The following is a 23,868-nucleotide window of genomic DNA, read 5'->3' as shown; positions in this document are numbered from 1 at the left end:
AAATCGCCATGCTGGGCAAGCTGAAGCCTCTACCCCTGGGGAGTGCTCGGCCATGGCGGAAATCGATGCGCGCCTGCGCGAAGAAGTGCACCTGCTCGGCGAGTTGCTCGGCGACACCATACGCAGCCAGCGCGGCGAGGCGTTCGTCGACAAGATCGAGCTGATCCGCCAGGGCGCCAAGGCCGGACGCCAGGGCTCGGCCGCCGGCGAGCAGCAGCTGCGCGCCACCCTCGACGGCCTCAGCGACGACGAGCTGCTGCCGGTGGCGCGGGCCTTCAACCAGTTCCTCAACCTGGCCAATATCGCCGAGCAGTACCACCGCATCCGCCGGCGCCGGCCGGGCGAGGCCGAGCCGTTCGAGAATCGCGTGCTGGCCGAGCTGTTGCAGCGCCTGCAGGGCGACGGGCACAAGCCCGAGCAGCTGGCCCGCCAGCTGGCGCGGCTGGACATCGAGCTGGTGTTGACCGCCCACCCGACCGAAGTGGCGCGGCGCACCCTGATCCAGAAATACGATGCGATCACCGCGCAGCTGGCGGCGCTGGATCACACCGACCTGTCCGCCAGCGAGCGCGGCCTGCTGCAGCAGAAACTGCGCCGGCTGATTGCCGAGGCCTGGCACACCGAGGAAATCCGCCGCAGCCGGCCGACCCCGGTGGACGAGGCCAAGTGGGGCTTCGCCGTCATCGAGCATTCCCTGTGGCAGGCCGTGCCGAGCTTCCTGCGCCGCGCCGACCAGGCCCTGCAGGCCGCCACCGGGCTGCGCCTGCCGCTGGAGGCGGCGCCGATCCGCTTCGCCTCGTGGATGGGCGGCGACCGCGACGGCAACCCCAACGTCACCGCCCAGGTCTCGCGTGAGGTGCTGCTGCTGGCGCGCTGGATGGCGGCCGACCTGTACCTGCGCGACATCGAGCAACTGGCCGGCGAACTGTCCATGCAGCAGGCCAGCGACGAGCTGCGCCGGGTGGTCGGCGTGCATCCGGAACCCTACCGGGCCCTGCTCAAGCAACTGCGCGAGCGCCTGCGCGCCACCCGCACCTGGACCGAGGCGGCGCTGGCCGGCGAAGTCGCCCCCGGCCCCGAGGTGCTGCACGACAACCGCGAGCTGCTCGAACCCCTGGAGCTGTGCTACCACTCGCTGCACGCCTGCGGCATGGGCGTGGTCGCCGAGGGCGCGCTGCTCGACAGCCTGCGCCGCGCGGCCACCTTCGGCCTGTTCCTGCTGCGCCTGGACATCCGCCAGGATGCCGCGCGACATACCGCCGCGCTCAGCGAGATCACCGATTACCTGGGGCTGGGCCGTTATGCCGAGTGGGACGAGGACACCCGCCTCGGTTTTCTCCTGCGCGAGCTGGACAACCGCCGCCCGCTGCTGCCGCCGCAGCACCGGCCCTCGGCGGAGACTGCCGAGGTGCTGGCCACCTGCAGGGTGGTGGCCGGCGCGCCGGCGGCGGCGCTGGGCTCCTACGTGATCTCCATGGCCGGCGCGCCCTCGGACGTGCTGGCCGTGCAACTGCTGCTCAAGGAAGCCGGCCTGCAGCGGCCGATCCGCGTGGTGCCGCTGTTCGAGACCCTGGCCGACCTGGACAATGCCGCGCCGGCCATCGACCGCCTGCTCGGCCTGCATGGCTACCGCGCGCGCCTGCACGGCCCGCAGGAGGTGATGATCGGCTATTCCGACTCGGCCAAGGACGCCGGTACCCTGGCCGCCGCCTGGGCCCAGTACCGCGCCCAGGAGGCGCTGGTCGAGGTGTGTCGCCGGCACGAAGTCGAGCTGCTGCTGTTCCACGGGCGCGGCGGCACGGTCGGCCGCGGCGGCGGCCCGGCCCATGCGGCGATCCTTTCGCAGCCGCCGGGCTCGGTGGCCGGGCGCTTCCGCACCACCGAGCAGGGCGAGATGATCCGCTTCAAGTTCGGCCTGCCGGACCTGGCCGAGCAGAACCTCAACCTGTATCTGGCGGCTGTGCTGGAAGCCACCCTGCAACCGCCGCCGGCGCCCGAGCCGGCCTGGCGCGCGGCCATGGATCGGCTGGCCGCCGACGGCCTGGCCGCCTACCGCGCGGTGGTGCGCGAGCACCCGCAGTTCGTCGAATACTTCAGCCAAGCCACCCCGGAACAGGAGCTCGGCCGCCTGCCGCTGGGCAGTCGCCCGGCCAAGCGTCGGGCCGGCGGGGTGGAGAGCCTGCGGGCGATCCCGTGGATCTTCGCCTGGACCCAGACCCGCCTGATGCTGCCGGCCTGGCTGGGCTGGGAAACGGCGCTGGGCCAGGCCCTGCAGCGCGGCGAAAAACCGCTGCTGGCGCAGATGCGCGAGCAGTGGCCGTTCTTCCGCACGCGCATCGACATGCTCGAGATGGTCCTGGCCAAGGCGGACAGCAGCATCGCCGCGCTCTACGACCAGCGCCTGGTTGGTGACGATTTGCGACCGCTGGGCGCACATTTACGCGACTTATTGTCGCAGTCGTGCGCCATCGTCCTCGGCCTGACCGCTCAGTCGGAGCTGCTCGCCCACAGTCCGGAGACCCGCGAGGCGATCACCGTGCGCAACATCTACCTGGACCCGCTGCACCTGCTGCAGGCCGAGCTCCTGGCCCGTTCCAGGCAGCGCCAGGGGCCGGTGGACAGCCCTCTGGAACAGGCTTTACTGGTGACTGTCGCAGGCATTGCCGCGGGCCTGCGCAACACCGGCTGAGGCCTTTCGGACTGCTACTTTGGGTGGCTTGTGTGGCAGGGGGCTGCTGTGTATCTTGGTCAACCTTTTGGCCGCTCAGTGACGCCGAAACCCGAATATTGAGATTGGCCCCACGAGGCGAATCCGACGATTTCTAGTCATTTCTTGAGGAGCACATCGATGCGCGTGATTCTGCTGGGGGCGCCCGGTGCCGGCAAAGGTACCCAGGCTGGTTTCATTACCAAAAAATTTGGTATTCCACAGATCTCCACCGGCGACATGCTGCGTGCAGCGGTCAAGGCCGGCACCGAGCTGGGTCTGAAGGCCAAGAGCATCATGGAAAGCGGTGGTCTGGTCTCCGATGACCTGATCATCAACCTGGTCAAGGAGCGTATCGCCGAGGCCGACTGCGCCAAGGGTTTCCTCTTCGACGGGTTCCCGCGCACCATTCCCCAGGCCGAAGCCCTGAAGGAAGCCGGCGTGGTCATCGACAACGTGCTCGAAATCGCCGTCGACGACGAAGAAATCGTCCAGCGCATCGCCGGTCGTCGGGTGCACGAGGCCAGCGGCCGCGTCTACCACATCGTCTACAACCCGCCGAAAGTCGAGGGCAAGGACGATGTCACCGGCGACGACCTGGTGCAGCGCAAGGACGACACCGAAGAGACCGTGCGTCACCGCCTGTCCGTGTATCACTCGCAGACCAAGCCGCTGGTGGATTTCTACCAGAAGCTGGCGGCCGTCGACGGCACGCCGAAGTACAGCGCCATCGCCGGCGTCGGCTCGGTGGACGAGATCACCGCCAAGGTGCTGGCCGCTCTGAGCTGAGCCAGCCACCCTGGATGAACCAACGGCCCGCTTGCGGGCCGTTGGCGTTTATACTGCCCACCCATTTTTGCCTGACCGGATTGCCCCGATGACCACCCTGCTGGCCCTGGATACCGCCACCGAAGCCTGCTCCGTTGCCCTGCTGCACGAGGGCAGGGTGCTCAGCCATTACGAGGTGATCCCGCGCCTGCACGCCCAGCGCCTGCTGCCGATGATCCGCAGCCTGCTCGACGAGGCCGGGGTCGAGCTGGCGGCGCTGGATGCCATCGCCTTTGGCCGCGGGCCGGGCGCGTTCACCGGCATCCGCATCGCCATCGGCGTGGTCCAGGGCCTGGCATTCGCCCTGGACAAGCCGGTGCTGCCGGTGTCCAACCTGGCCGTGCTGGCCCAGCGCGCACTGCGCGAACAGGGTGCGCGGCAGGTGGCCGCGGCCATCGATGCGCGCATGGATGAGGTGTACTGGGGCTGCTACCGCGAGGAACAGGGGGAAATGCGCCTGCAGGGCGTCGAGGCGGTGCTGGCGCCGGAGCAGGTCAGCCTGCCACGCGGCGCCACGGGCGACTGGTTCGGCGCCGGTACCGGCTGGGGCAGCTACGCCGCGCGCCTGGCGGTGACGCCGGCCGGCCAGGACGCTGGCATGCTGCCGCACGCCGAGGATCTGCTGCAGCTGGCTCGCTTCGCCTGGGCCCGCGGCGAGGCGCTGCCGGCCGACCAGGCGCTGCCGGTCTACCTGCGCGACAAGGTGGCGACCCCCAAGGCGGCGCCGTAACCCGGCGCCCGCCGGCAATTGCCAATTGCCGGCGGCGTCGTTAAATTGCCCCTATGTAGTTCGAGCAGTAACCGATGCGCATCGATGGCTTCACCTCCTCTTATTCGCTGGACCGCACGCCCCGCCCGGGCAGTGCGGTAACGCCCTATCGCGAAAGCCAGCGCGAAGTCGAGGTGCGCCGCGAGCTGCCGGCCAGCCCGGCCAGCAGCCAGGGCTTCGAGCAGACGCCGCAGCTGCGCCGGGTGCAGTCCAGCAGCGCCAGCAGCGACAGCTTGCCGGCGCGCAGCCAGGACGTGCTCAGTCAGCAGCGCCCGCCGAATGCCAGGGCCAGCCAGGCCCTGGCCGCCTATGGCAGTACCGCCAGCTTCACCAGCGAGCGGGATGCCGCCGAAGTGCTCGGCCTCGATCTCTACGCCTGACCCCGTGCTGCCCTATTTCCTCGGCTGCCCGTCCTGGAGCGAGCCGGCCTGGCGCGACTCGCTGTATCCCGATAGCGCCCGCAGCGGCGACTTCCTCGCGAACTATGCGCAGCTGTTCAATGCCGTGGAAGGCAACACCACCTTCTATGCGCGGCCTTCCAGCGAGACCGTGGCGCGCTGGGCGCAGCAGATGCCGGCCGGCTTCCGCTTCTGCGCCAAGTTGCCGCGCGATATCAGCCATGGCGGCGATCTGCGCGAGCAACTGAGCGCCGCCGAGGCCTTCGTGGGCCTGCTGCGGCCGCTGGGCGCGCGCTGTTCGCCGTTCTGGCTGCAATTGCCGGCCAGCTTCGGCCCCGCGCGCCTGGCCGAGCTGCCGGCGCTGCTCGACACGCTGCAGGGCAAGGTGGCGGTGGAAGTGCGCCACCCGGCGTTCTTCGCCAGGGGCGAGGAGGAGCGGGCGCTCAATCGCCTGCTCCACGCGCGCCAGGTGGAGCGCATCTGCCTGGACTCGCGGGCCCTGTTCAGCTGCGTCTCCAGCGATCCGGCGGTGCTGCACGCGCAGGCCAAGAAACCGCGCCTGCCGCCACGCCCCACCGCCTTCAGCGGGCAGCCGCAGCTGCGCTTCATCGGCCACCCGGAGCTGGCGGCCAACGATGCGTTCATGGCGCCCTGGCTGGACAAGGTGGCGGTCTGGATCGAGGCGGGGTTGCAGCCGTTCGTGTTCCTGCATACCCCGGATAACCTGCGGGCGCCGCACCTGGCGCTGCGTTTTCACCAGCAGCTGGGCGAGCGCCTGCCGGGCCTGCCGGCGCTGGCGTTTGCCGACCTGCAGGCGCAGGAGATGCAGCTGGGGTTGCTCTAGCAGGCCTTTGCCAAGGCTATGTCTCAGTAGCGTGTTGCAAAGGCGATGAATCGTAGGTTGGGTTGAGGCGCAGCGCGACGAAGCCCAACGACCCTGCCCCGGTCGTTGGGCTTCGCTGTGCTCAACGCCAACCTACCCACCCAGGCGCGCCGCGCAATACAGGGCAATCCTCGTTCGCCACCCGATACAACACATAAGAAGCCTGCCAGAGGCTGGCTTCAGCGCTGCGCCAGGAGCAGGTCGGCGGCCTGGCCGCGGCGCCCGTCGGCGAAATCGAAACTGCCGAGCTGGGCGATTTCGTCATAGGCGCCGAGGGCCTGCCGGACGTCGCGGGCCTGCAGCTGGATGGCACCGACCCCGGCCTCACCCAGGCTCTGTTGCTGCTGCCGACCACTGGCGTCGAAGCGCAGCAGGCGCAGGCGTTCGAAGATGGCGTCCTGGGCGTCGATGCGCCCATCACGGTTATCGTCGTACCTGGCCAGCTCGGCGAAGCCGTTGGCGGCGCCATGCTGGTCGCCGAACAGCTCGCGGCCATCGTCGATGCGGCCATTGCCGTTGCGGTCCAGGGCCAGCAGGGCGTCGTCGCCGCTGGGCGCGCTGATGCGGTCGGTGCGGCCGTCGGCATCCAGGTCGAAGCGCACGGCATCGTTCAGGCCGCGGGTGCTGAAGCCGTTGCCGGCCAGATCCAGGGCCAGCGGGTCGCTCTTCTGCGGCGGCGGATTGGCGGTGACGTTCAGCTCCAGCTCGCGCTGCTGCAGGACCTGCTGGAAGCTGGCGAGCTGCGCGCCGGCCTCGACCGGCGGCGTCGCCGCACTGGCCTGGGCGCTGTCGGGCTCGTTGGCGGCGCTGGCTGCTGGCGGTGCGGCCGGTAGCGGCTCGTCGGGCATCAGGGTGCGCCGCAGGATTTGGTAATCCAGCGAGTCGCGCAGGCCGGCCTCCAGGCTTTCGTCCAGATTGTCGCGGCGCGGCGGGTGGGCGGCGCCATGGGGCGCGGAAACTACGGCAAACATGATCAACTCGATGCGGCTTGCGGCCACGGCGTCTGGCAAAATGCGGCGTCATGCCTGTATCGGCTGCCAAGCGGTCGATTTGAACAATTTTTGAGCATATTTCTCGATGAGCGACGAGCGGCATATGGCCAGAATCCGCGCCGAGGCCCTGGCGCCAACCTACCAGGCGGCCTGTGCCGAGTGGGCGCAGCGCCTGGGCTTGCCCCTGGATGGCGAGGCCGAGTTCGCCTTGCAGCTGGGCGGCGAAGGCCTGCAGCTGGCGGAGCTGGGGCCGCAGGCGCCGGGGCCGGTGCGGGTCGACTTCGTCGAAGGGGCGGTGGCGCACCGGCGTCTGTTCGGCGGCGGCAGCGGGCAGATGATCGCCAAGGCGGTCGGCGTGCAGCCCGGGGTGCGTCCCGTGGTGCTGGATGCCACGGCGGGTCTGGGCCGTGATGCCTTCGTCCTGGCCAGCCTGGGCTGCCAGGTGAGCCTGATCGAGCGCCAGCCGATCATCGCCGCCCTGCTCGAAGACGGCCTGGCGCGCGCCAGACAGGATGCCGAGGTGGCGCCGATCGCCGCGCAGATGCGCCTGCTCGGTGGCAATGCCATCGAGCTGATGGGGCAGTGGCAGGGCGAGCCGCCGCAGGTGATCTACCTCGACCCGATGTTTCCCCATCGCGACAAGAGCGCCCTGGTGAAGAAGGAGATGCGCCTGTTCCGCCCGCTGGTGGGCGACGACCTGGATGCCCCGGCGCTGCTGCAGGCCGCGCTGGCCCTGGCCAGCCACCGGGTGGTGGTCAAGCGCCCGCGCAAGGCGCCGGTGATCGAGGGGGCCAAGCCCAGCTACGCCCTGGAAGGCAAGTCCAGCCGCTATGACATCTACCCGAAGAAGGCGCTGAAACCTTGAGTGGTTGCTTGCTCCCCAGCCCACTCCCGTAAACGCGAGTGGGGGCAGAAGCCGTGCTGCCTGCGCTCAGGCCCGATAGGCGCGCAGGAACAGGCTGACGATCTCGCGCACATGCTGCTCGGCCGCCGCCTCGTCGGCAAAGCTGGCGCCGCAGCCGATCAGCTGGCGGAAGTTGCAGCCGCCCTTGATCAGGCTGAAGAAGTGCTCGGCGGCGTGTTGCGGGTTGTCCACGCGCAGCTGCTGGTGGGCATTGGCCTGTTCCAGCAGGTGCTGCATGGCGTCCAGCATGCGCTGCGGCCCGGCGTTGTAGAACAGCTCAGACAGGCGCCGGTTCTGGGTGGCCTGGGCGATCATCAGGCGCAGCATGGCCACCGATTCCTCGTTGTTGACCAGGCTGTTGAGGCCGCGGCCGATGGCCAGCAGGGCCGCCTCGATGGGGGTGTCCGGCTGCAGGGTGAAGAACAGCTGGGGCAGCTGTTCCTCGCATTTCGATTCCACCGCGCAGGCGAACAGCGTCTCCTTGTCGGTGAAGTGGCTGTACACCGTGAGCTTGGAAACCCGCGCCTCGGCGGCTATCGCATCCATGCTGCTGCCGTCATAGCCGTGGCGCATGAACAGGCGCTTGGCGGCTTCGAGTATGGCCAGACGTTTGGCCGGGTCCTTGGGCCGTCCGGGGCCGCTGGATGACTGCAACAGTTTGTCGGACATTTCGCGTTTTAATACTGGACTGGTGAGTTTGCTATTTTTACTATACCGCTCAGTATAAGTATTCCAAGCGTTTCTTTGCGAAAGGTCACTCACCATGTTCCGCCATGCCTTGTCCCTCGCTGTGCCCGTATGCCTGATTCCCCTGCTGGTTGCCTGTGGCAACGGTGAGCCCGTCGAGGCGCCGGCGCGTCCGGCCATGGTGGTGCAGCCACAGCCGGCCGGGGACGCCGTGGAGACCTACCCGGGCGAGGTGCGCGCGCGCTTCGAGCCGGAGCTGGCCTTCCGCATCGGCGGCAAGATCAGCAAGCGCCTGGTGGATGCCGGGGCGCGGGTGAAGAAGGATCAGCCGCTGGCCGAACTGGACCCCGAGGACGTCAAGCTGCAGCTGGAAGCCGCGCGCGCCCAGGTGGCGGCGGCGGAGGCCAACCTCAAGCTGGTGCGCACCGAGCGTGATCGCTACAAGACCCTGCTGGCCCGCCAGCTGATCAGCCAGTCGCAGTACGACAACGTGGAAAACCAGTACCGCGCCGGCGAGGCGCGGGTCAAACAGATCCAGGCCGAGTTCAACGTGGCCAACAACCAGGCCGGCTACTCGGTGCTGCGCGCCTCCCAGGATGGCGTGGTGGCGCGGCGCCTGGCCGAGGTCGGGCAGGTGGTGGCCGCCGGGCAGACGGTGTTCACCCTGGCCACCGATGGCGAGCGCGAAGTGCTGATCAGCGTGCCGGAACATGCCTTCGAGCGGTTCCGCATCGGCCAGGAGGTCAGCGTCGAGCTGTGGTCGCAGCCGGGCAAGCGTTTCCCCGGACGCATCCGCGAGCTGTCGCCGGCCGCCGACGCGCAGTCGCGCACCTTCGCCGCGCGGGTGGCCTTTGCCGGCGGCGCGATGAAAGCCGAGCTGGGGCAGAGCGCCCGCGTGGCGATCAAGGCCGAGGGCGAGGTGCCGCTGTCGGTGCCGATGTCGGCGCTCAGTGCCGAGAAGGACGTGCCCTTCGTCTGGGTGGTCGATCCCAAGGAATCCAAGGTGGTGCGCACCGCCGTGCGTATCGGCCGCTATGGCCAGGAGCGGGTGTCGGTGCTCGAAGGGCTGAAGGAGGGCGACTGGGTGGTCGCCGCCGGCGTGCAGATGCTGCGTGACGGGCAGAAGGTCAAACCGGTGGACCGCGACAATCGCACCGTCCAGCTGGTCGCCGGGGAGTAAGCGCATGTCCTTCAACCTCTCCGAATGGGCGCTGCGCAATCGCGCGGTGGTCCTCTACTTCATGCTGGTGATCGCCGTGGTCGGCGCCATCTCCTACACCAAGCTGGGGCAGAGCGAGGACCCGCCCTTCACCTTCAAGGCCATGGTCATCCGCACCGACTGGCCGGGCGCCACCGCCGAGCAGATCTCGCGCCAGGTCACCGAGCGCATCGAGCGCAAGGTCATGGAAACCGGCGACTACCAGATGGTCATGTCCTACTCGCGTCCCGGCGAGTCGGTGGTCACCTTCATGGCCCGCGACAACATCCTGTCGAAGAACATTCCCGATCTCTGGTACCAGATCCGCAAGAAGGTCGGCGACATCCGCCACACCCTGCCGCCGGACGTCCGTGGGCCGTTCTTCAACGACGAATTCGGCACCACCTTCGGCAACATCTACGCCCTCACCGGCGAAGGCTTCGACTATGCCGTGCTCAAGGACTACGCCGACCGCCTGCAACTGCAGCTGCAGCGGGTCAAGGACGTGGGCAAGGTCGAGCTGATCGGCCTGCAGGACGAGAAGATCTGGATCGAGCTGTCCAACGTCAAGCTGGCCACCCTCGGCCTGCCGCTGGCAGTCGTGCAGCAGGCGCTGGAAGAGCAGAACGCGGTGGCTTCCTCGGGATTCTTCGAAGCCACCACCGACCGCGTGCAGCTTCGCGTGTCCGGCAGCTTCGAGACGGTCGACGAGATCCGCGACTTCCCCATCCGCGTCGGCGACCGCACCTTCCGCATCGGCGATGTGGCCGAGGTGCATCGCGGCTTCAATGACCCACCCGCGCCGCGCATGCGCTTCATGGATCAGAACGCGATCGGCCTGGCCGTGTCGATGAAGGCCGGTGGCGACATCCTGGTCCTCGGCGAGGCGCTGGAGCAGGAGTTCGCCCGCCTGCAGCAGACCCTGCCGGTCGGCATGGAGCTGAGCAAGGTCTCCGACCAGCCGGCGGCGGTGAAAACCGGGGTTGGCGAGTTCATCCGAGTGCTGGTCGAGGCACTGATCATCGTACTGTTGGTGAGTTTCTTCTCCCTCGGCCTGCGTACCGGCCTGGTGGTGGCGTTTTCGATTCCGCTGGTGCTGGCGATGACCTTCGCCGTGATGCACTACTTCGGCATCGGCCTGCACAAGATTTCCCTCGGCGCCCTGGTGTTGGCCCTCGGCCTGATGGTGGACGACGCGATCATTGCCGTGGAGATGATGGCGATCAAAATGGAGCAGGGCTACGACCGGCTCAAGGCGGCCAGCTTCGCCTGGACCAGCACGGCCTTCCCGATGCTCACCGGCACCCTGATCACCGCCGCCGGCTTCCTGCCGATCGCCACCGCGCAATCCGGCACCGGCGAGTACACCCGCTCGATCTTCCAGGTGGTGACCATTGCCCTGGTGGTGTCCTGGGTCGCCGCCGTGGTGTTCGTGCCGTACCTGGGCGATCGGTTGCTGCCGGACCTGGCCAAGCTGCATGCGAAGAAGCACGGCGGCAGCGCCAGCGGCCATGATCCCTACTCGACCACCTTCTACCAGACGGTACGCGAAGTGGTGGAGTGGTGCGTGCGCCGCCGGCGCACGGTGATCCTGGTCACCGTCGGCCTGTTCGTCGCCTCGGTGGTGCTGTTCCGCTTCGTGCCGCAGCAGTTCTTCCCGGCATCCGGCCGCCTCGAACTGATGATCGACCTCAAGCTCACCGAGGGCTCGTCGCTCAAGGCCACCGAGGAGCAGGTCAAGCGCCTGGAGGCGCGCCTCAAGGAACACGACGGCATCGAGAACTACGTGGCCTATGTCGGCACCGGTTCGCCGCGCTTCTACCTGCCGCTGGACCAGCAGCTGCCGGCGACCCGTTTCGCCCAGGTGGTGGTGCTGGCCAAGTCGATCGAGGACCGCGAGGCGCTGCGTGTCTGGCTGATCGACGTGCTCAACGACGAGTTCCCGACCCTGCGCACCCGCGTCTCGCGCCTGGAGAACGGCCCGCCGGTGGGCTACCCGATCCAGTTCCGCGTCTCCGGCGAGCATATCGACGAGGTGCGTGCGATTGCCCGCCAGGTGGCCGACAAGGTGCGCGAGAACAGCCAGGTGTCCAACGTGCACCTGAACTGGGAAGAGCCGAGCAAGGTGATCTACCTGAACATCGACCAGGAGCGCGCCCGGGCCCTGGGGGTGAGCACCGCCGATGTCTCGCGCTTCCTGCAGAGTTCGCTGTCCGGTTCCAGCGTCAGCCAGTTCCGCGAAGGCAACGAGCTGATCGAGATCCTCCTGCGCGGCACCGTGCGCGAGCGCCAGCAACTGGAGCTGCTGCCGAGCCTGGCGGTGCCGATCAGCAACGGCAAGAGCGTGGCGCTGTCGCAGATCGCCACCCTGGAGTACGGTTTCGAGGAAGGCGTGATCTGGCACCGCGACCGCCTGCCGACCGTCACCGTGCTGGGCGACATCTACGGCGGCGAGCAGCCGGCCGGCCTGGTCAAGCAGATCCTGCCGACCCTGCAGCCGATCCGCGATGCGCTGCCCAGCGGCTACCTGCTGGAGGTCGGCGGCACGGTCGAGGACTCGGCGCGCGGGCAGAAGTCGGTTAACGCCGGGGTGCCGCTGTTCATCCTGGTGGTGATGACCCTGCTGGTGCTGCAACTGAAGAGCATCTCGCGCTCGGTGATGGTGTTCCTCACCGCGCCGCTGGGGCTGATCGGCGTGACCCTGTTCCTGCTGGTGTTCCAGCAGCCGTTCGGCTTCGTCGCCATGCTCGGCACCATCGCCCTGGCGGGGATGATCATGCGCAACTCGGTGATCCTCATCGACCAGATCGAGCAGGACATCGCCGCCGGCCAGGACCGCTGGCACGCCATCATCGAGGCCACGGTGCGGCGCTTCCGGCCGATCGTGCTGACCGCCCTGGCGGCGGTGCTGGCGATGATCCCGCTGTCGCGCAGCGTGTTCTTCGGGCCGATGGCGGTGGCCATCATGGGCGGCCTGATCGTCGCCACGGCACTGACCCTGCTGTTCCTGCCGGCGCTGTACGCGGCCTGGTTCAAGGTCAAGGAAGTCGAGGCGTAAGCCTGATCAGGCAAGAAAAAGCCCCGCCAGAGTGCGGGGCTTTTTGTTGGGGCTTAAACGATCAGAGCGCGCCAAATACCTTCTTGGCCAGGCTGGTCGCCGCTTCGGCCGGGTTCTCGCGGATGCTCGCTTCCTGTTCGGCGATCATCTTGAACAGGCCGTCCAGCGCCTGCTCGGTGACGTAGTTCTCGACGTTGGCGCTCTTCGCATCGACCACGCCGAAGGCGGCTGCCTGGCCGGCGAAGCTGTTGTACTGCTGGACCAGGCCGACCTGGTCGGTGGCCCGCTTGACGATCGGCAGGAACTTGGCGCGGATCTGCTCGCGGCTGGTCTTGTTCAGGTACTGGGTGGCGGCATCGTTCGGCCCGGCGAGGATGCTTTTGGCGTCGCTGACCGTCATCTTCTTCACCGCATCCACCAGCAGCGCCTGGGCCTGCGGCACGGCCGCCTCGGCGGCCTGGTTCATGCTGGCTTCGAGCTGGTCGACCTGCTCGCCCATGCCCATCATCTTCATGGTCTTGGCCGCCTTGCCGAGCTTGCCCGGCAGTTCGATGCGCACCTCCTCGTTGTCGCTGAAGCCGCCGGGCTTGCCCAGTTGCTGCACGGCGACCTGCGCGCCCTGGGTCAGGGCATCCTTGAGCCCGCTGCTGGCGTCGGTCTGGCTGAGGTCGGCGAGGGACAGGGCGAAGGCATTGGCGGACAACAGCAGGCCGGCAGCCAGGGCGGTGAGGCGGAGCATGGGGCTTTCCTTATGGCGGTGGGAATCAGGCGAGCTTAGCGGACTGGGGCGGCGGCGCCAAACCGCCAGGCTCAGGGGGCGGCGGCCTCGGCAGGCGGCAGGTGGGTGAAGACCAGGACCTTCAGGGCGCTGTCGGCGCTGATGTCGGCGAACTCCGGCGGGTTGTCCAGGCGTTCGACGAAGCGCAGGCCCGGCGCCTCGCTGGCCATGCCGTCGATCAGGAACTCGGGGCCGATGCTCGGGTCGTTGAAACAGGCCAGTACGCTGCCGCTGGCGCCGAGCAGATCCGGCAGGCGGCGCAGGATCTTCTGGTAGTCCTTGCTCAGGACGAAGCTGCCCTTTTGGAACGAGGGCGGGTCGATGATGATCAGGTCGTAGGGCGCGTACTTCTTCAGCTTGCTCCAGGACTTGAACAGCTCGTGGCCGAGGAAGCTGACGCGGCTGAGGTCATGCCGGTTCAGCCGGTGATTGTCCCGGCCGCGGCTGAGGGCCGCCTTGGCCATGTCCAGGTTGACCACCTGCTCGGCGCCGCCGGCGATGGCGGCGACGGAGAAGCCGCAGGTGTAGGCGAAGAGGTTGAGCACGCGCTTGCCCGCCGCCTGTTCCTGGACCCAGCGCCGGCCATGGCGCATGTCGAGGAACAGTCCGGTGTTCTGCCAACGGCCCAGGTCCAGCTGGAAGCGCAGGCCGTTCTCGACCACCACGCAGCCCGCCAGCGGCTCGCCCAGCAGCCATTGCGCGCCGTTGTCCTGGCGGTAGCGGTGCTGCAGCAGCAGGCTGTGCGCCCCGCACTGTTGCCAGGCGGGGGCGGCGCTCAGCGCCAGCAGCATGGCCTCCAGGGCGCTCAGCTCGTCCGCTTCGGGCTGGCGAAACAGCGCCACCAGCAGCACGCCCTGCAGCCAGTCGACGGTCAGCTGTTCGAGCCCCGGCCAGCAGCGGCCGCGGCCGTGGAACAGGCGCCGCACTTCGGCGGGCGGCGGGCTCAAGGCCGAGAGCAGGTGCTGGTGCAGGGTGGCGAGGGCGGCTGGGTTCATTGCTGATCGTTACCGGTGTCTGAGGTGAGGGGGCTGTAGAAGCGACAAGGGCCGCAGCGGCGGCCCTTGTTTCTGGCAGTGGCGGATCAGGCCGCGTCGTCGCCATCCTCGCCGCGCTCCAGCGCCACCTGGCGGATCGACAGGCGGATCTCCGCCGGTAGCACGCGCTTGGCCGCGCCTTCGGCCAGTTCGGCCAGCTGCGGGTGGTGGCTGAGCTTGCCGGCGCTGTCCTGGCGCAGCACGCCTTCGTCCAGCAGGGTCTGGATGAAGTGGCGGAATAGGCTCTTGTCGAAGAACTCCGGGGCATTCAGGCCATGCAGGATAGACAGGCGCTGGGCCATGACCACGCAGAGGTTCTCCAGCTCCTCGGCCGACAGCACGTTCTGCCCGGCGTTGCTCAGCAGGGCGGTGGCCATGTAGAAGCGCTGCAGGGTCTGCACGATGGCGCGGGCCAGCAGGGTGAGCAGGACGAACTGGCGCGAGCTCGGCGCCGGGCGGATGTACACATCCTCTTCCTGGCGCAGCAGGCCCTGTTCGACGAAGGCCGCCAGCCACCGGTCGACCACGCCTTCCAGCTCCTCGCGCGACCAGCGAATGAACAGCTCGGACTGCAGGTAGGGATACAGCGCCGTGGTGTAGCGCAGGATCTGTTCGCGGCTCATCCGCGAGCTGCTCTGGAAGAAGCTGGCCAGCAGCGCCGGCAGGGCGAAGATGTGCAGCACGTTGTTGCGGTAGTAGGTCATCAGGACAGCATTCTGCTCGTCCAGATAGAGGATCTTGCCCAGCGCATCCTTCTGCTCGGCCAGCAGGTCCATGCTCTGCACGTAGCGGATCAGCGCGGCGCCATCGCCTTCCGGCAGGGTCGCGTGGGGCGAGTAGGGCACCTGGCGCAGCAGGGCCAGGTACAGGTCGAGCACCCGCACCAGGCTCTTCTCGTCCAGCGCCAGCTTGGCTGTCGAGAGCAGGGCTAGGCCGACCAGGTTGACCGGGTTGACCGCCGCCGCCTCGTTGAGGTGTTGCGCCACGCGCTCGCCGAGGCGGTTGGTGGTGCTGTTCAGCCAGTCCGGGCGGAACTGCGGGCCATGGTCCTGGCTGCGCCAGTCCGGCTGCTCGGCGTCGAGGAACTCGGCTAGCTTGATCGGCTCGCCGAAGTTGACCCAGACGCTGCCAAAGCGCTGTTTGCGGATGGCGCTGATGACCTTGAAGATGTCGAAGATCGACTCCTTCTTCTTCGCCGCGCCGCGCAGCTCGCCGAGGTAGGTGCGGCCTTCGAGCACCCGCTCGTAGCCGATGTAGACCGGCACGAACACCACCGGCAGGCGGCTGGAACGCAGGAAGCTGCGCAGGGTGATGGCCAGCATGCCGGTCTTCGGCTGCAGCATGCGCCCGGTACGCGAGCGCCCTCCCTCGACGAAGTACTCCACCGGGAAGCCGCGGCTGAACAGGGTGTGCAGGTATTCGTTGAACACCGCGGTGTACAGCGGGTTGCCCTTGAAGGTGCGGCGCATGAAGAAGGCGCCGCCGCGGCGCAGCAGGCCGCCGATCACCGGCATATTGAGGTTGATCCCGGCGGCGATATGCGGCGGGGTCAGGCCGTTGCGGAACAGCAGGTAGGACAGCAGCAGGTAGTCGATGTGGCTGCGGTGGCAGGGCACATAGATCACCTCGTGGCCGTGGGCCACTTCGCGCACGGCGTCGATATGGTTGACCTGGATGCCTTCATACAGCTTGTTCCAGAACCAGCTCAGCACCAGTTCGAGGAAGCGGATGGCGGTGTAGGTGTAGTCCGAGGCGATCTCGTTGCCGTAGCGCAGCGCCTGGGCCTCGGCCTTCTCCACGCTGATCTTCTCGCGCTCGACTTCGTCCTGGATCGCCTGGCGTACCTGCGGGCCATGCACCAGGCCCTTGACCAGGTTGCGTCGGTGCGACACGTCCGGGCCGATCACCGCCGCCTTCTGGTTGCGGAAGTGCACGCGCAGAATGCGCTGGGCCATGCGCTGGGTGCGCTGCAGGCCCTTGTCCTGGGCCAGCAACTCGCGCAGGTGGATCGGCGCGGAGAACTGCACGCGGGTCTTGCGGCCGAGGATCAGGATGCTGACCAGCTTGCGCAGACGCCCGGTAACCGCCCAGCTGTCGGCGAACAGCAGTTTCCACGGGCTGGTCTCGCGGTCCGGCGACTGGCCCCAGAACACGCTGACCGGGACGATCTGTGCGTCGTCCACCGCGTTGCGTTCGAGGGCGGCCAGGGTGCGCACCAGCGCCGGCGGCGCGCCGCGCTTGTCATGCCCGCCGAACCAGCCCGGCTCGGGGGTCAGGTAGAAGAAAGCGGCCGGTTCGATCTGCTCGCCGATCGCCACCGGCAGCACCGGGCGTGGCAGGCCGGCCTTGCGGCATTCCGTGTCGACCACCGCCAGGTCGCTCGCCGAGGGCTGCTGCAGCACGTAGAACACCGGCTTGCTGCGGTCCAGCTTGAGGGTGAAGGCGGACTGGTTGATGGTTTCCGAGCGCACCCACAGATAGAGGACGCGGCGCAGGGCACCAAAGGCGAGACGGCGGAAGGGCGAGCGGGTCATACGGACTCTGCGGGGCAATCAAGCGAGCATTTGCTCGGGGGCGCTAGTTTGCCGCATCACCCGCCCCGCGGCAAAACCGATATGGCGCCGGCAGGCGGGAAAAAACCGGCAACTTTTCGCGAACAATGCGGTCTTGCATTGCCGACGACCGACTCCTTATAGTCCGGCCGGCATTTATCGGGCCCGTTTCCCGCGCGGCGTGGCGCGGCGGGCCTTTATCGCGATGGTGAGAGGCCATGATCGAAATAAGAAACCTGACCAAGCGTTTTGCGGGACACACGGCCGTCGACGGCCTGTCGTTCAACGTCCAGCAGGGGGAAGTGCTGGGCTTTCTCGGCCCCAACGGGGCCGGCAAATCCACCACCATGAAGATGTTGACCGGCTTTCTCGCACCGACTTCCGGCACGGCGAGCGTCCTTGGTTACGACATCCAGCGCCAGACCCTCAAGGCCCAGCAGCAGATCGGCTACCTGCCGGAAGGCGCGCCGTGCTACGGCGACATGACGGTGCGTGGCTTCCTCGAATTCATCGCCGAAGTCCGCGGCTATCGCGGCGCCGAGAAGCGTTCGCGGGTCGCGCGCGCGGTCGGCCAGGTGGAGCTGGACAAGGTCCTCGGCCAGTCCATCGACACCCTGTCCAAGGGCTTCAAGCGCCGTGTCGGCCTGGCCCAGGCGATCCTGCATGACCCCAAGGTGCTGATCCTCGACGAGCCCACCGACGGCCTCGACCCGAACCAGAAACACCAGGTGCGCGGGCTGATCCAGAGCCTGGCCCAGGACAAGATCGTCATCATTTCCACCCATATCCTCGAAGAAGTCAGCGCCGTGTGCACCCGCGCCGTGGTGATCGCGGCCGGCAAGCTGGTCGCCGACGGCACGCCGCTGGAGCTGGAAAGCCGCTCGCGCTACCACCAGGCCGTCACCCTGGTCAGCCGCGGCGAGCTGGACCAGGCCGCGCTGGCGGCCCTGCCGGGCGTGGCCGGGGTCGAGGAGAATCGCAGCGAGCACAGCCTCACCGTGCTGGCCCAGCCGGGCCAGGTGATCTTCCCGCAGGTCAACGCGCTGATTCACCAGCGTGGCTGGCACGTCGAGGAGCTGGACGTGGAACGTGGTCGCCTCGATGAAGTATTCCGCAGCCTGACCCGGGGAGAAGCGGCATGAAGCAGCTACCGGTAGTCTTCAAGCGCGAGCTGGCCAGCTACTTCGCTACCCCTCTTGCGTACGTGTTCATCCTGATCTTCCTGGTCCTGTCCGGGGTCTTCACCTTCTACCTGGGCGGCTTCTACGAAGGCGGCCAGGCCGACCTCAAGGCCTTCTTCGGCTTCCACCCCTGGCTCTACCTGTTCCTGGTGCCGGCCCTGGCCATGCGCCTGTGGGCCGAGGAGCGCAAGTCCGGCTCCATCGAGCTGCTGATGACCCTGCCGATCACCCGTTTCGACGCGGTCACCGGCAAGTTCCTCGCCGCCTGGGTGTTCGCCGGCATCGCCCTGCTGCTGACCTTCCCGATGGTGCTCACGGTCAACTACCTGGGTGAGCCGGACAACGGCGCCATCGTCACCGCCTACCTGGGCAGCTGGCTGCTGGCCGGGTCGTATCTGGCCATCGGCTCGTGCATGTCGGCCCTGGCGAAGAACCAGGTGATCGCCTTCATCCTCGCCGTCAGCGCCTGCTTCCTGTTCATCGTCAGCGGCTTCCCCATGGTGCTGGATGCCTTCACCGGCTGGGCGCCGCAGTGGCTGCTGGATGCGGTGGCCTCGCTGAGCTTCCTGACCCGCTTCGACGCGATCAGCAAGGGCGTGATCGACCTGCGCGACCTGCTCTATTTCATCACCCTGATGGCCGCCTGGCTCGCCGCCACCGCCATCGTGGTCGATCTGAAGAAGGCTGACTGAAGATGAAAAAACTGATGTATTCCGGCGCCGGCCTGCTGCTGATCGCCGCGGCCTTCCTGGCGTTCAACCTGTTCGCCGGGCTGACCCTGAACAACGCCCGTCTCGACCTCACCGAGCAGAAGCTCTACACCATCTCCGCCGGCACCGAGCAGATCCTCGGCGAGCTGGAAGAGCCGATCGACCTGTACTTCTTCTATTCCGACAAGTCGGCCCGCGACCTGGCCGTGCTGCGCAACTACGCCACCCGCGTACAAGAGCTGCTCGAGGCCTACGAGCGCGCGGCCAAGGGCAAGATCACCCTGCACGTGGTCGACCCCGAGCCGTTCTCCGAGGACGAGGACAAGGCCGCCAGCTTCGGCCTGCAGGCCGTGCCGGCGAACCAGGACGGCGCGCAGATCTACTTCGGCCTGGCCGGCACCAACAGCCAGGATGGCAAGCAGATCATCCCGTTCTTCCCGCTGGACCAGGAAGAGCTGCTCGAATACCAGGTCAGCCAGCTGGTGCAGACCCTGGCCGCCCCGCAGCGGCCGGTGGTCGGCGTGCTTTCCGGGCTGCAGATCAATGGCGGCTTCGACATGGCCAGCCGGCAGCCGACGGCGCCCTGGATGGTGATGGAGGAAGTGCGCCAGCTGTTCCAGATCGAGAGCCTGAAGATCGGCGTCGACCAAATCCCGGAGAAGGTCTCGGTGCTGTTGCTGGTGCACCCCAAGCAGCTGCCGGAGCAGACCCTGTACGCCATCGACCAGTTCGTCCTGCGCGGCGGCAAGCTGATGGTGTTCGTCGACCCCTACAGCGAGGCCGACACCGGCATGCCGATGCTGCCGGGCGATGGCGCCGAGAAGTCCTCGGATCTCGAGCCGCTGTTCAAGGCCTGGGGCCTGCGCCTGCAGCCGGGCAAGGTGCTCGGCGACGGTTCCTACGCCATGGCGGTGGGCATGGGGCAGGGCCAGCGTCCGGTGCGCCATGCCGGCTGGCTGGGTCTGCAGGCCCGGGCGCTGAACCAGGACGACGTCAGTACCGCCGGCCTGGAAAGCATCAACGTCGCCACCAGCGGCATTCTCGAGCCGCTCGAAGGCGCCAAGACCCAGTTCCTGCCGCTGCTGCAGAGCTCGGAATACGCCATGCCGTTCGACGCCGAGCGCTTCGCCATGCTCAACAACCCGGAGGAGCTGCTGCGCGATCTGCAGCCGACCGGCGAGCGCTATGCCATCGCCGCGCGCATCAGCGGCCCGGTGCAGAGCGCCTACCCGAACGGCATCGAAGGGCGCAAGGACGGCCTCAAGGCGGCGGACAACATCAACGTCATCGCCGTGGCCGACACCGACCTGCTGACCGACCGCATGTGGGTGCAGGTGCAGGACTTCTTCGGCCAGCGCGTGCCGCAGCCGTTCGCCGACAACGCCGGTTTCGCCATAAATGCCCTGGATAACCTGTCCGGCAGCGACGCGCTGATCAGCGTGCGTTCGCGCGGCCGCTTCAGTCGCCCGTTCGAGGTGGTCGAGGCGCTGCAGCGCGAGGCCGAGGCACAGTTCCGGGTCAAGGAAGAAGACCTGCAGAAGCGCCTGGGCGAGACCGAGCAGAAGCTCGCCGCCCTGCAGCAGAACCAGGACCCGAGCAAGGCCATGGAACTGACCCCGGAACAGCAGGCCACCGTGCAGCAGTTCCTCGCCGAGAAGGTGCGCATCCGCAAGGAGCTGCGCGAGGTGCGTTTCCAGCTCAACTCGAAGATCGAGGAACTGGGTGGTGTGCTCAAGTTCGTCAACATCGCCCTGGTGCCGCTGCTGCTGACCCTCGGCGTGCTGGCCCTGTGGTTGTGGCGCCGGCGCAAGGCCGCCTGACAGACCGTTCGGGGTTCGTGAGCCGGGCGCCTGGCCTGGCTCAACGGTGAATAACGCTGTGCTTATCCACCCTAGGGGCTGTTCGGGCTCTGCCGCGCAGAGTCCGAGCCGTCGCGGCTGCTGGCGAATAAACCTGACCGATCCGCTGGCTGCTTACTCTCGGTAAAGCGCTGCAGGCCATGTGCTGCGTGCCCTGCAGGCTGTTCTGAATTATTTCTTGGCAGACAAAACCCTTGTTTTATACTCGGTTGGCGGTTGCACCAGGTACTCCTTCAGCACTCCGTCCCATGCTTGTCTGGTGTGTGGACGCAGAGCGTGAGAGGGCGCCAGTGGCACCGGCACAGTCCATCCGGGCAATAACAATAATGTGAGTCGAGGGAAGTACGAATGGCAGATCGTGAGACCGGAACCGTCAAATGGTTCAATGATTCCAAGGGCTATGGCTTCATCCAGCGTGGCAGCGGGCCGGATGTGTTCGTCCACTACCGCGCGATCCGTGGCGAGGGCCATCGCTCGCTGGTCGAGGGCCAGCAGGTCGAGTTTTCCGTGATCCAGGGCCAGAAGGGTCTGCAGGCGGAAGACGTCTCCCAGCTCTGATCCAGGCAACTCACCGCATGCAAAAGGCCCGTCAGTGACGGGCCTTTTGCTTTTCCGGGGCGGCGTGGTCGATGGCTCGTGGTTGCCTGTCTATCGCGGATAAATCCGCTCCCACGGGATTTGTGCGGGGCTGGTGGCAGCGGTGCTGGAGCTGGCAGTGTGTGGGAGCGAATTCATTCGCGATTGGGATGGCTCGTGGTTGCCTGGCTATCGCGGATAAATCCGCTCCCACGGGATTGGAGTGGGGCTGGTGGCCGGGGTGCTGGAGCTGGCTGTGTGGGAGCGAATTCATTCGCGATGGGCTGATCGCTCCCACAGAAGAGTCAGGGGCTGTTAAGCCGCGCTATTGCGCGGGTGTTTCAGTCGGTGCGCCAGATGATCTCTTCTTCGCCATCGCTGCTGATGCGGATCCAGCGGTCGGCAGTTTCGACACTTTCCTCCTCGTCCCAGCCGCCCGGGGCGCAGCGCACTTCCACGTTCAGCGCGGCGAAGGCGGCGCGGGCGCAGGCCAGGTCGTCGTCCCAAGGCGTGGCGTCGCTTTCCAGGTACAGGCTGTGCCACTTGCCCACCGCCTTCGGCAGCCAGGTCACCGGCACGTCGCCGGCGCGGCACTTGAAGGTCTGGCCCTGCTGGCGCCATTCGCTGACCGGGCCGATGGCCTGGCCCAGCCAGGCGGCGATGGCCTTGTGGTCGGCGTCCTTGAGGTAGATCTCGATATCGGGTTGGCGCATGAGTGTGTCCCTAGAGTTTCTCGATCCAATCGTAGCGAATGGCGACGGTAACTTCGAAGTCTTCGGCGATCACCGCGGCGCGGCGTTCGGCGCTGGCGCGCCAGCCGTGCGGGGTCATAGCCAGCAGGTCGGCGCGGGCCTGGCTGCTGGTCAGGTTCAGGGCAAAGCGCAGGGTTTCGCTGTGGGCCAGGCGCATGCCCGGCGGAATCAGGCCGAGGTGCTTCTGCTCATCATAGTCGCGCACCTCGTCGTAGAGCTTCTGCCGCAGCTGCATCAGGTGCTCGCCGGTCGGGCCCATGCGCAGCAGGCCGCCGTCGGGGGCGAGCAGGCGCTGCGCTTCCTGCCAGTCCAGCGGGCTGAACACGCTGGCCAGCAGGTTGCAGCTGGCATCGCTCAGCGGCACGCGGGCCATGCTCGCCACCAGCCAGGTCAGCTGCGGCGCACGTTTGCAGGCACGCTTGACCGCCTCGCGGGAGATGTCCAGGGCATAGCCGTCGGCATCCGCCAGCCGCTCGGCGAGCTGCGCGGTGTAGTAACCCTCGCCGCAGCCGATATCCAGCCAGCGCTGCGGAGCGCGCTCGGCGGCCAGCTCGGCCAGGCGCCGGGCCAGCGGCGCGTAGTGGCCACCATCGAGGAAACGCCGGCGGGCCTCGACCATGGCGGCGTTGTCGCCCGGGTCGCGGCTGTTCTTGTGCTGCACCGGCAGCAGGTTCAGGTAGCCCTGGCGCGCGCGGTCGAAGCGGTGGTTGGCCGCGCAGGCCACGCCGTTGTCGACGATGCTCAGCGGCTGCTGGCAGATCGGGCAGATCAGACTCATGCGAGCAGGTTGACCAGGGTCTGATAGTAGATTTCGGTCAGCACATCCAGGTCGCTGGCCAGCACGCGCTCGTCGATCTGATGGATGGTGGCGTTGACCGGGCCCAGCTCGACCACCTGGGTACCCAGGGTGGCGATGAAGCGGCCGTCCGAGGTGCCGCCGGAGGTGGAGGGGGTGGTCTCGCGGCCGGTGACCGTCCTGATGCTGGCGGCCACGCCATCGAGCAGCTCGCCCGGCTGGGTGAGGAACGGCAGGCCAGACAGCGCCCAGTCCAGCGTGTAGTCCAGGCCATGCTTGTCGAGGATGGCGGCGACGCGCTGCTGCAGGCCCTCGACCGTGGATTCGGTGGAGAAGCGGAAGTTGAACACCGCCCTCAGTTCGCCGGGGATCACGTTGGTGGCGCCGGTGCCGGCGTTGAGGTTGGAGACCTGGAAACTGGTCGGCGGGAAGTAGGCATTGCCGTTGTCCCAGTGCTCGGCGGCCAGTTCGGCCAGGGCCGGGGCGGCCAGGTGGATGGGGTTGCGGGCCAGGTGCGGGTAGGCCACGTGACCCTGCTTGCCGCGTACCGTGAGGGTGCAGCCGAGGGAGCCGCGGCGGCCGTTCTTGACCACGTCGCCGACCAGGGTGGTGCTCGACGGCTCGCCGACGATGCACCAGTCCAGGCGCTCGCCGCGCGCGCGCAGGCGCTCGACCACGGCCTTGGTGCCGTGCTGGGCCGGGCCTTCCTCGTCGCTGGTGATGAGGAAGGCGATCGCGCCCTTGTGCTGGGGGTAGTCGGCGACGAAACGCTCGACGGCGATGATCATCGACGCCAGGCTGCCCTTCATGTCCGCCGCGCCACGCCCACAGAGCATGCCCTGCTCGTCGATCAGCGCATCGAACGGCTGGTGCTGCCAGGACTGCAGCGGGCCGGTCGGCACCACGTCGGTATGCCCGGCGAAGCACAGTACCGGGCCGTCGCCACCGCGGCGCGCCCAGAAGTTGTCCACCTCCTCGATGCGCATCGGCTCCAGGGCGAAGCCGGCGGCGGCCAGGCGGCGCATCATCAGCTCCTGGCAGCCTTCGTCGACCGGGGTGACGGACGGGCGGCGGATCAGGTCGCAGGCAAGCTCGAGGGTGGGGGAGAGGGGGGTCATTGCAGCTCCGGAACAGCGGAATTCAGAAAGGCCGCCATCTTAAAGCAAAACGGCGGCCCGAGGCCGCCGTTTCGACAGGCAGAGCCCA

20 protein-coding genes are annotated in these 23,868 nt (G+C 67.6%); 12 read left to right on the top strand and 8 right to left on the bottom strand.

All coding sequences use genetic code 11. The annotated features are described in order from the left end of the window. Positions 1-52: 52 nt before the first annotated feature. From ppc to F3I16_RS16845, 5 genes are all read left to right on the top strand, one after another. The gene (ppc, locus tag F3I16_RS16865; RefSeq protein WP_160494715.1) at positions 53-2,689 is read left to right on the top strand and encodes a phosphoenolpyruvate carboxylase; all 2,637 of its coding nucleotides are present in this window, start codon (positions 53-55) and stop codon (positions 2,687-2,689) included. Between the two features lie 159 nt (positions 2,690-2,848). Next, entirely contained in the window at positions 2,849-3,496 is a 648-nt protein-coding gene (gene adk / locus F3I16_RS16860) for an adenylate kinase (protein ID WP_160078691.1), read from the top strand. An 88-nt stretch (positions 3,497-3,584) separates the two neighbouring features. Further along, positions 3,585-4,265, top strand: coding sequence for a tRNA (adenosine(37)-N6)-threonylcarbamoyltransferase complex dimerization subunit type 1 TsaB (gene tsaB / locus F3I16_RS16855; RefSeq protein WP_160494714.1), 681 nt, complete (start codon positions 3,585-3,587; stop codon positions 4,263-4,265). A gap of 74 nt (positions 4,266-4,339) precedes the next feature. Beyond that, positions 4,340-4,684, top strand: a complete 345-nt coding sequence (locus F3I16_RS16850; protein ID WP_160494713.1) for a hypothetical protein — start codon at positions 4,340-4,342, stop codon at positions 4,682-4,684. Then, on the top strand, positions 4,647-5,546 hold the full coding sequence (locus F3I16_RS16845) for a DUF72 domain-containing protein (protein WP_160494712.1): 900 nt from the start codon (positions 4,647-4,649) through the stop codon (positions 5,544-5,546). The genes F3I16_RS16850 and F3I16_RS16845 overlap by 38 nt, the downstream gene beginning before the upstream one ends. 218 nt (positions 5,547-5,764) lie before the next feature. On the opposite strand, the gene F3I16_RS16840 is transcribed toward F3I16_RS16845, so the two are convergent. After that, on the bottom strand, positions 5,765-6,556 hold the full coding sequence (locus F3I16_RS16840) for a hypothetical protein (RefSeq protein ID WP_256670213.1): 792 nt from the start codon (positions 6,554-6,556) through the stop codon (positions 5,765-5,767). Between the two features lie 124 nt (positions 6,557-6,680). On the opposite strand from F3I16_RS16840, the gene F3I16_RS16835 reads away from it, so the two are divergent. Next, positions 6,681-7,442 carry a class I SAM-dependent methyltransferase gene (locus F3I16_RS16835; RefSeq protein WP_178116686.1) on the top strand — a complete coding sequence of 254 codons (762 nt, stop codon included), beginning with the start codon at positions 6,681-6,683 and terminating at the stop codon, positions 7,440-7,442. Positions 7,443-7,508: 66 nt separating this feature from the next. On the opposite strand, the gene F3I16_RS16830 is transcribed toward F3I16_RS16835, so the two are convergent. Further along, positions 7,509-8,150 (bottom strand): TetR/AcrR family transcriptional regulator, encoded by a 642-nt coding sequence (locus F3I16_RS16830; protein ID WP_160494710.1) that lies wholly within the window; start codon positions 8,148-8,150, stop codon positions 7,509-7,511. Positions 8,151-8,244: 94 nt separating this feature from the next. On the opposite strand from F3I16_RS16830, the gene F3I16_RS16825 reads away from it, so the two are divergent. Both F3I16_RS16825 and F3I16_RS16820 read left to right on the top strand, forming a co-directional pair. After that, complete coding sequence (locus tag F3I16_RS16825; RefSeq protein WP_160494709.1) at positions 8,245-9,348, top strand: efflux RND transporter periplasmic adaptor subunit; 1,104 nt, start codon at positions 8,245-8,247, stop codon at positions 9,346-9,348. A gap of 4 nt (positions 9,349-9,352) precedes the next feature. Further along, a complete protein-coding gene (locus tag F3I16_RS16820) occupies positions 9,353-12,424 on the top strand; it encodes an efflux RND transporter permease subunit (protein ID WP_160494708.1) in 3,072 nt (1,023 codons plus the stop codon). A gap of 61 nt (positions 12,425-12,485) precedes the next feature. Here the strand turns inward: F3I16_RS16820 and F3I16_RS16815 are convergent, their stop codons facing one another. From F3I16_RS16815 to plsB, 3 genes are all read right to left on the bottom strand, one after another. Then, positions 12,486-13,163, bottom strand: coding sequence for a DUF4197 domain-containing protein (locus tag F3I16_RS16815; protein ID WP_160494707.1), 678 nt, complete (start codon positions 13,161-13,163; stop codon positions 12,486-12,488). A 71-nt stretch (positions 13,164-13,234) separates the two neighbouring features. Then, entirely contained in the window at positions 13,235-14,197 is a 963-nt protein-coding gene (locus F3I16_RS16810) for a class I SAM-dependent methyltransferase (RefSeq protein WP_160494706.1), read from the bottom strand. 86 nt (positions 14,198-14,283) lie between these two features. Beyond that, on the bottom strand, positions 14,284-16,770 hold the full coding sequence (gene plsB / locus F3I16_RS16805; protein WP_160494705.1) for a glycerol-3-phosphate 1-O-acyltransferase PlsB: 2,487 nt from the start codon (positions 16,768-16,770) through the stop codon (positions 14,284-14,286). A 236-nt stretch (positions 16,771-17,006) separates the two neighbouring features. On the opposite strand from plsB, the gene F3I16_RS16800 reads away from it, so the two are divergent. The 4 genes from F3I16_RS16800 to F3I16_RS16785 all read left to right on the top strand — a co-directional run bounded on the left by F3I16_RS16800 (position 17,007) and on the right by F3I16_RS16785 (position 21,096). Beyond that, positions 17,007-17,930 carry an ABC transporter ATP-binding protein gene (locus tag F3I16_RS16800; RefSeq protein WP_160494704.1) on the top strand — a complete coding sequence of 308 codons (924 nt, stop codon included), beginning with the start codon at positions 17,007-17,009 and terminating at the stop codon, positions 17,928-17,930. Continuing rightward, positions 17,927-18,661, top strand: a complete 735-nt coding sequence (locus tag F3I16_RS16795) for an ABC transporter permease (protein WP_160489949.1) — start codon at positions 17,927-17,929, stop codon at positions 18,659-18,661. The genes F3I16_RS16800 and F3I16_RS16795 overlap by 4 nt, the downstream gene beginning before the upstream one ends. 2 nt (positions 18,662-18,663) lie before the next feature. Continuing rightward, positions 18,664-20,499 (top strand): Gldg family protein, encoded by a 1,836-nt coding sequence (locus F3I16_RS16790; RefSeq protein ID WP_160494703.1) that lies wholly within the window; start codon positions 18,664-18,666, stop codon positions 20,497-20,499. Between the two features lie 387 nt (positions 20,500-20,886). Beyond that, on the top strand, positions 20,887-21,096 hold the full coding sequence (locus tag F3I16_RS16785; protein ID WP_160078711.1) for a cold-shock protein: 210 nt from the start codon (positions 20,887-20,889) through the stop codon (positions 21,094-21,096). 359 nt (positions 21,097-21,455) lie between these two features. Here the strand turns inward: F3I16_RS16785 and F3I16_RS16780 are convergent, their stop codons facing one another. From F3I16_RS16780 to dapE, 3 genes are read right to left on the bottom strand one after another with little or no spacing between them, the layout of a single operon-like run. Then, on the bottom strand, positions 21,456-21,827 hold the full coding sequence (locus F3I16_RS16780) for a hypothetical protein (RefSeq protein WP_160494702.1): 372 nt from the start codon (positions 21,825-21,827) through the stop codon (positions 21,456-21,458). Between the two features lie 10 nt (positions 21,828-21,837). Next, complete coding sequence (locus tag F3I16_RS16775) at positions 21,838-22,644, bottom strand: putative RNA methyltransferase (protein ID WP_160494701.1); 807 nt, start codon at positions 22,642-22,644, stop codon at positions 21,838-21,840. Beyond that, positions 22,641-23,780 carry a succinyl-diaminopimelate desuccinylase gene (gene dapE / locus F3I16_RS16770; protein WP_160494700.1) on the bottom strand — a complete coding sequence of 380 codons (1,140 nt, stop codon included), beginning with the start codon at positions 23,778-23,780 and terminating at the stop codon, positions 22,641-22,643. The genes F3I16_RS16775 and dapE overlap by 4 nt, the downstream gene beginning before the upstream one ends. Between the last annotated feature and the right edge of the window lie 88 nt (positions 23,781-23,868).

The organism is Pseudomonas sp. L-22-4S-12 (assembly GCF_009799935.1).
Classification (GTDB): domain Bacteria; phylum Pseudomonadota; class Gammaproteobacteria; order Pseudomonadales; family Pseudomonadaceae; genus Aquipseudomonas.
The sequence above is the reverse complement of the archived record's forward strand: the minus strand, read 5'-3'. Positions and strand labels throughout refer to the sequence as shown.

Coding starts and splice junctions, on each gene's coding strand:
- F3I16_RS16815 (WP_160494707.1), bottom strand. CDS start 13,163: ATGCTCCGCCTCACCGCCCTGGCTGCCGGCCTGCTGTTGTCCGCCAAT.
- F3I16_RS16820 (WP_160494708.1), top strand. CDS start 9,353: ATGTCCTTCAACCTCTCCGAATGGGCGCTGCGCAATCGCGCGGTGGTC.
- F3I16_RS16840 (WP_256670213.1), bottom strand. CDS start 6,556: ATGTTTGCCGTAGTTTCCGCGCCCCATGGCGCCGCCCACCCGCCGCGC.
- F3I16_RS16830 (WP_160494710.1), bottom strand. CDS start 8,150: ATGTCCGACAAACTGTTGCAGTCATCCAGCGGCCCCGGACGGCCCAAG.
- F3I16_RS16775 (WP_160494701.1), bottom strand. CDS start 22,644: ATGAGTCTGATCTGCCCGATCTGCCAGCAGCCGCTGAGCATCGTCGAC.
- F3I16_RS16845 (WP_160494712.1), top strand. CDS start 4,647: ATGCCGCCGAAGTGCTCGGCCTCGATCTCTACGCCTGACCCCGTGCTG.
- F3I16_RS16785 (WP_160078711.1), top strand. CDS start 20,887: ATGGCAGATCGTGAGACCGGAACCGTCAAATGGTTCAATGATTCCAAG.
- F3I16_RS16810 (WP_160494706.1), bottom strand. CDS start 14,197: ATGAACCCAGCCGCCCTCGCCACCCTGCACCAGCACCTGCTCTCGGCC.
- F3I16_RS16780 (WP_160494702.1), bottom strand. CDS start 21,827: ATGCGCCAACCCGATATCGAGATCTACCTCAAGGACGCCGACCACAAG.
- tsaB (WP_160494714.1), top strand. CDS start 3,585: ATGACCACCCTGCTGGCCCTGGATACCGCCACCGAAGCCTGCTCCGTT.
- F3I16_RS16800 (WP_160494704.1), top strand. CDS start 17,007: ATGATCGAAATAAGAAACCTGACCAAGCGTTTTGCGGGACACACGGCC.
- F3I16_RS16790 (WP_160494703.1), top strand. CDS start 18,664: ATGAAAAAACTGATGTATTCCGGCGCCGGCCTGCTGCTGATCGCCGCG.
- F3I16_RS16825 (WP_160494709.1), top strand. CDS start 8,245: ATGTTCCGCCATGCCTTGTCCCTCGCTGTGCCCGTATGCCTGATTCCC.
- F3I16_RS16795 (WP_160489949.1), top strand. CDS start 17,927: ATGAAGCAGCTACCGGTAGTCTTCAAGCGCGAGCTGGCCAGCTACTTC.
- plsB (WP_160494705.1), bottom strand. CDS start 16,770: ATGACCCGCTCGCCCTTCCGCCGTCTCGCCTTTGGTGCCCTGCGCCGC.
- ppc (WP_160494715.1), top strand. CDS start 53: ATGGCGGAAATCGATGCGCGCCTGCGCGAAGAAGTGCACCTGCTCGGC.
- dapE (WP_160494700.1), bottom strand. CDS start 23,780: ATGACCCCCCTCTCCCCCACCCTCGAGCTTGCCTGCGACCTGATCCGC.
- F3I16_RS16850 (WP_160494713.1), top strand. CDS start 4,340: ATGCGCATCGATGGCTTCACCTCCTCTTATTCGCTGGACCGCACGCCC.
- adk (WP_160078691.1), top strand. CDS start 2,849: ATGCGCGTGATTCTGCTGGGGGCGCCCGGTGCCGGCAAAGGTACCCAG.
- F3I16_RS16835 (WP_178116686.1), top strand. CDS start 6,681: ATGGCCAGAATCCGCGCCGAGGCCCTGGCGCCAACCTACCAGGCGGCC.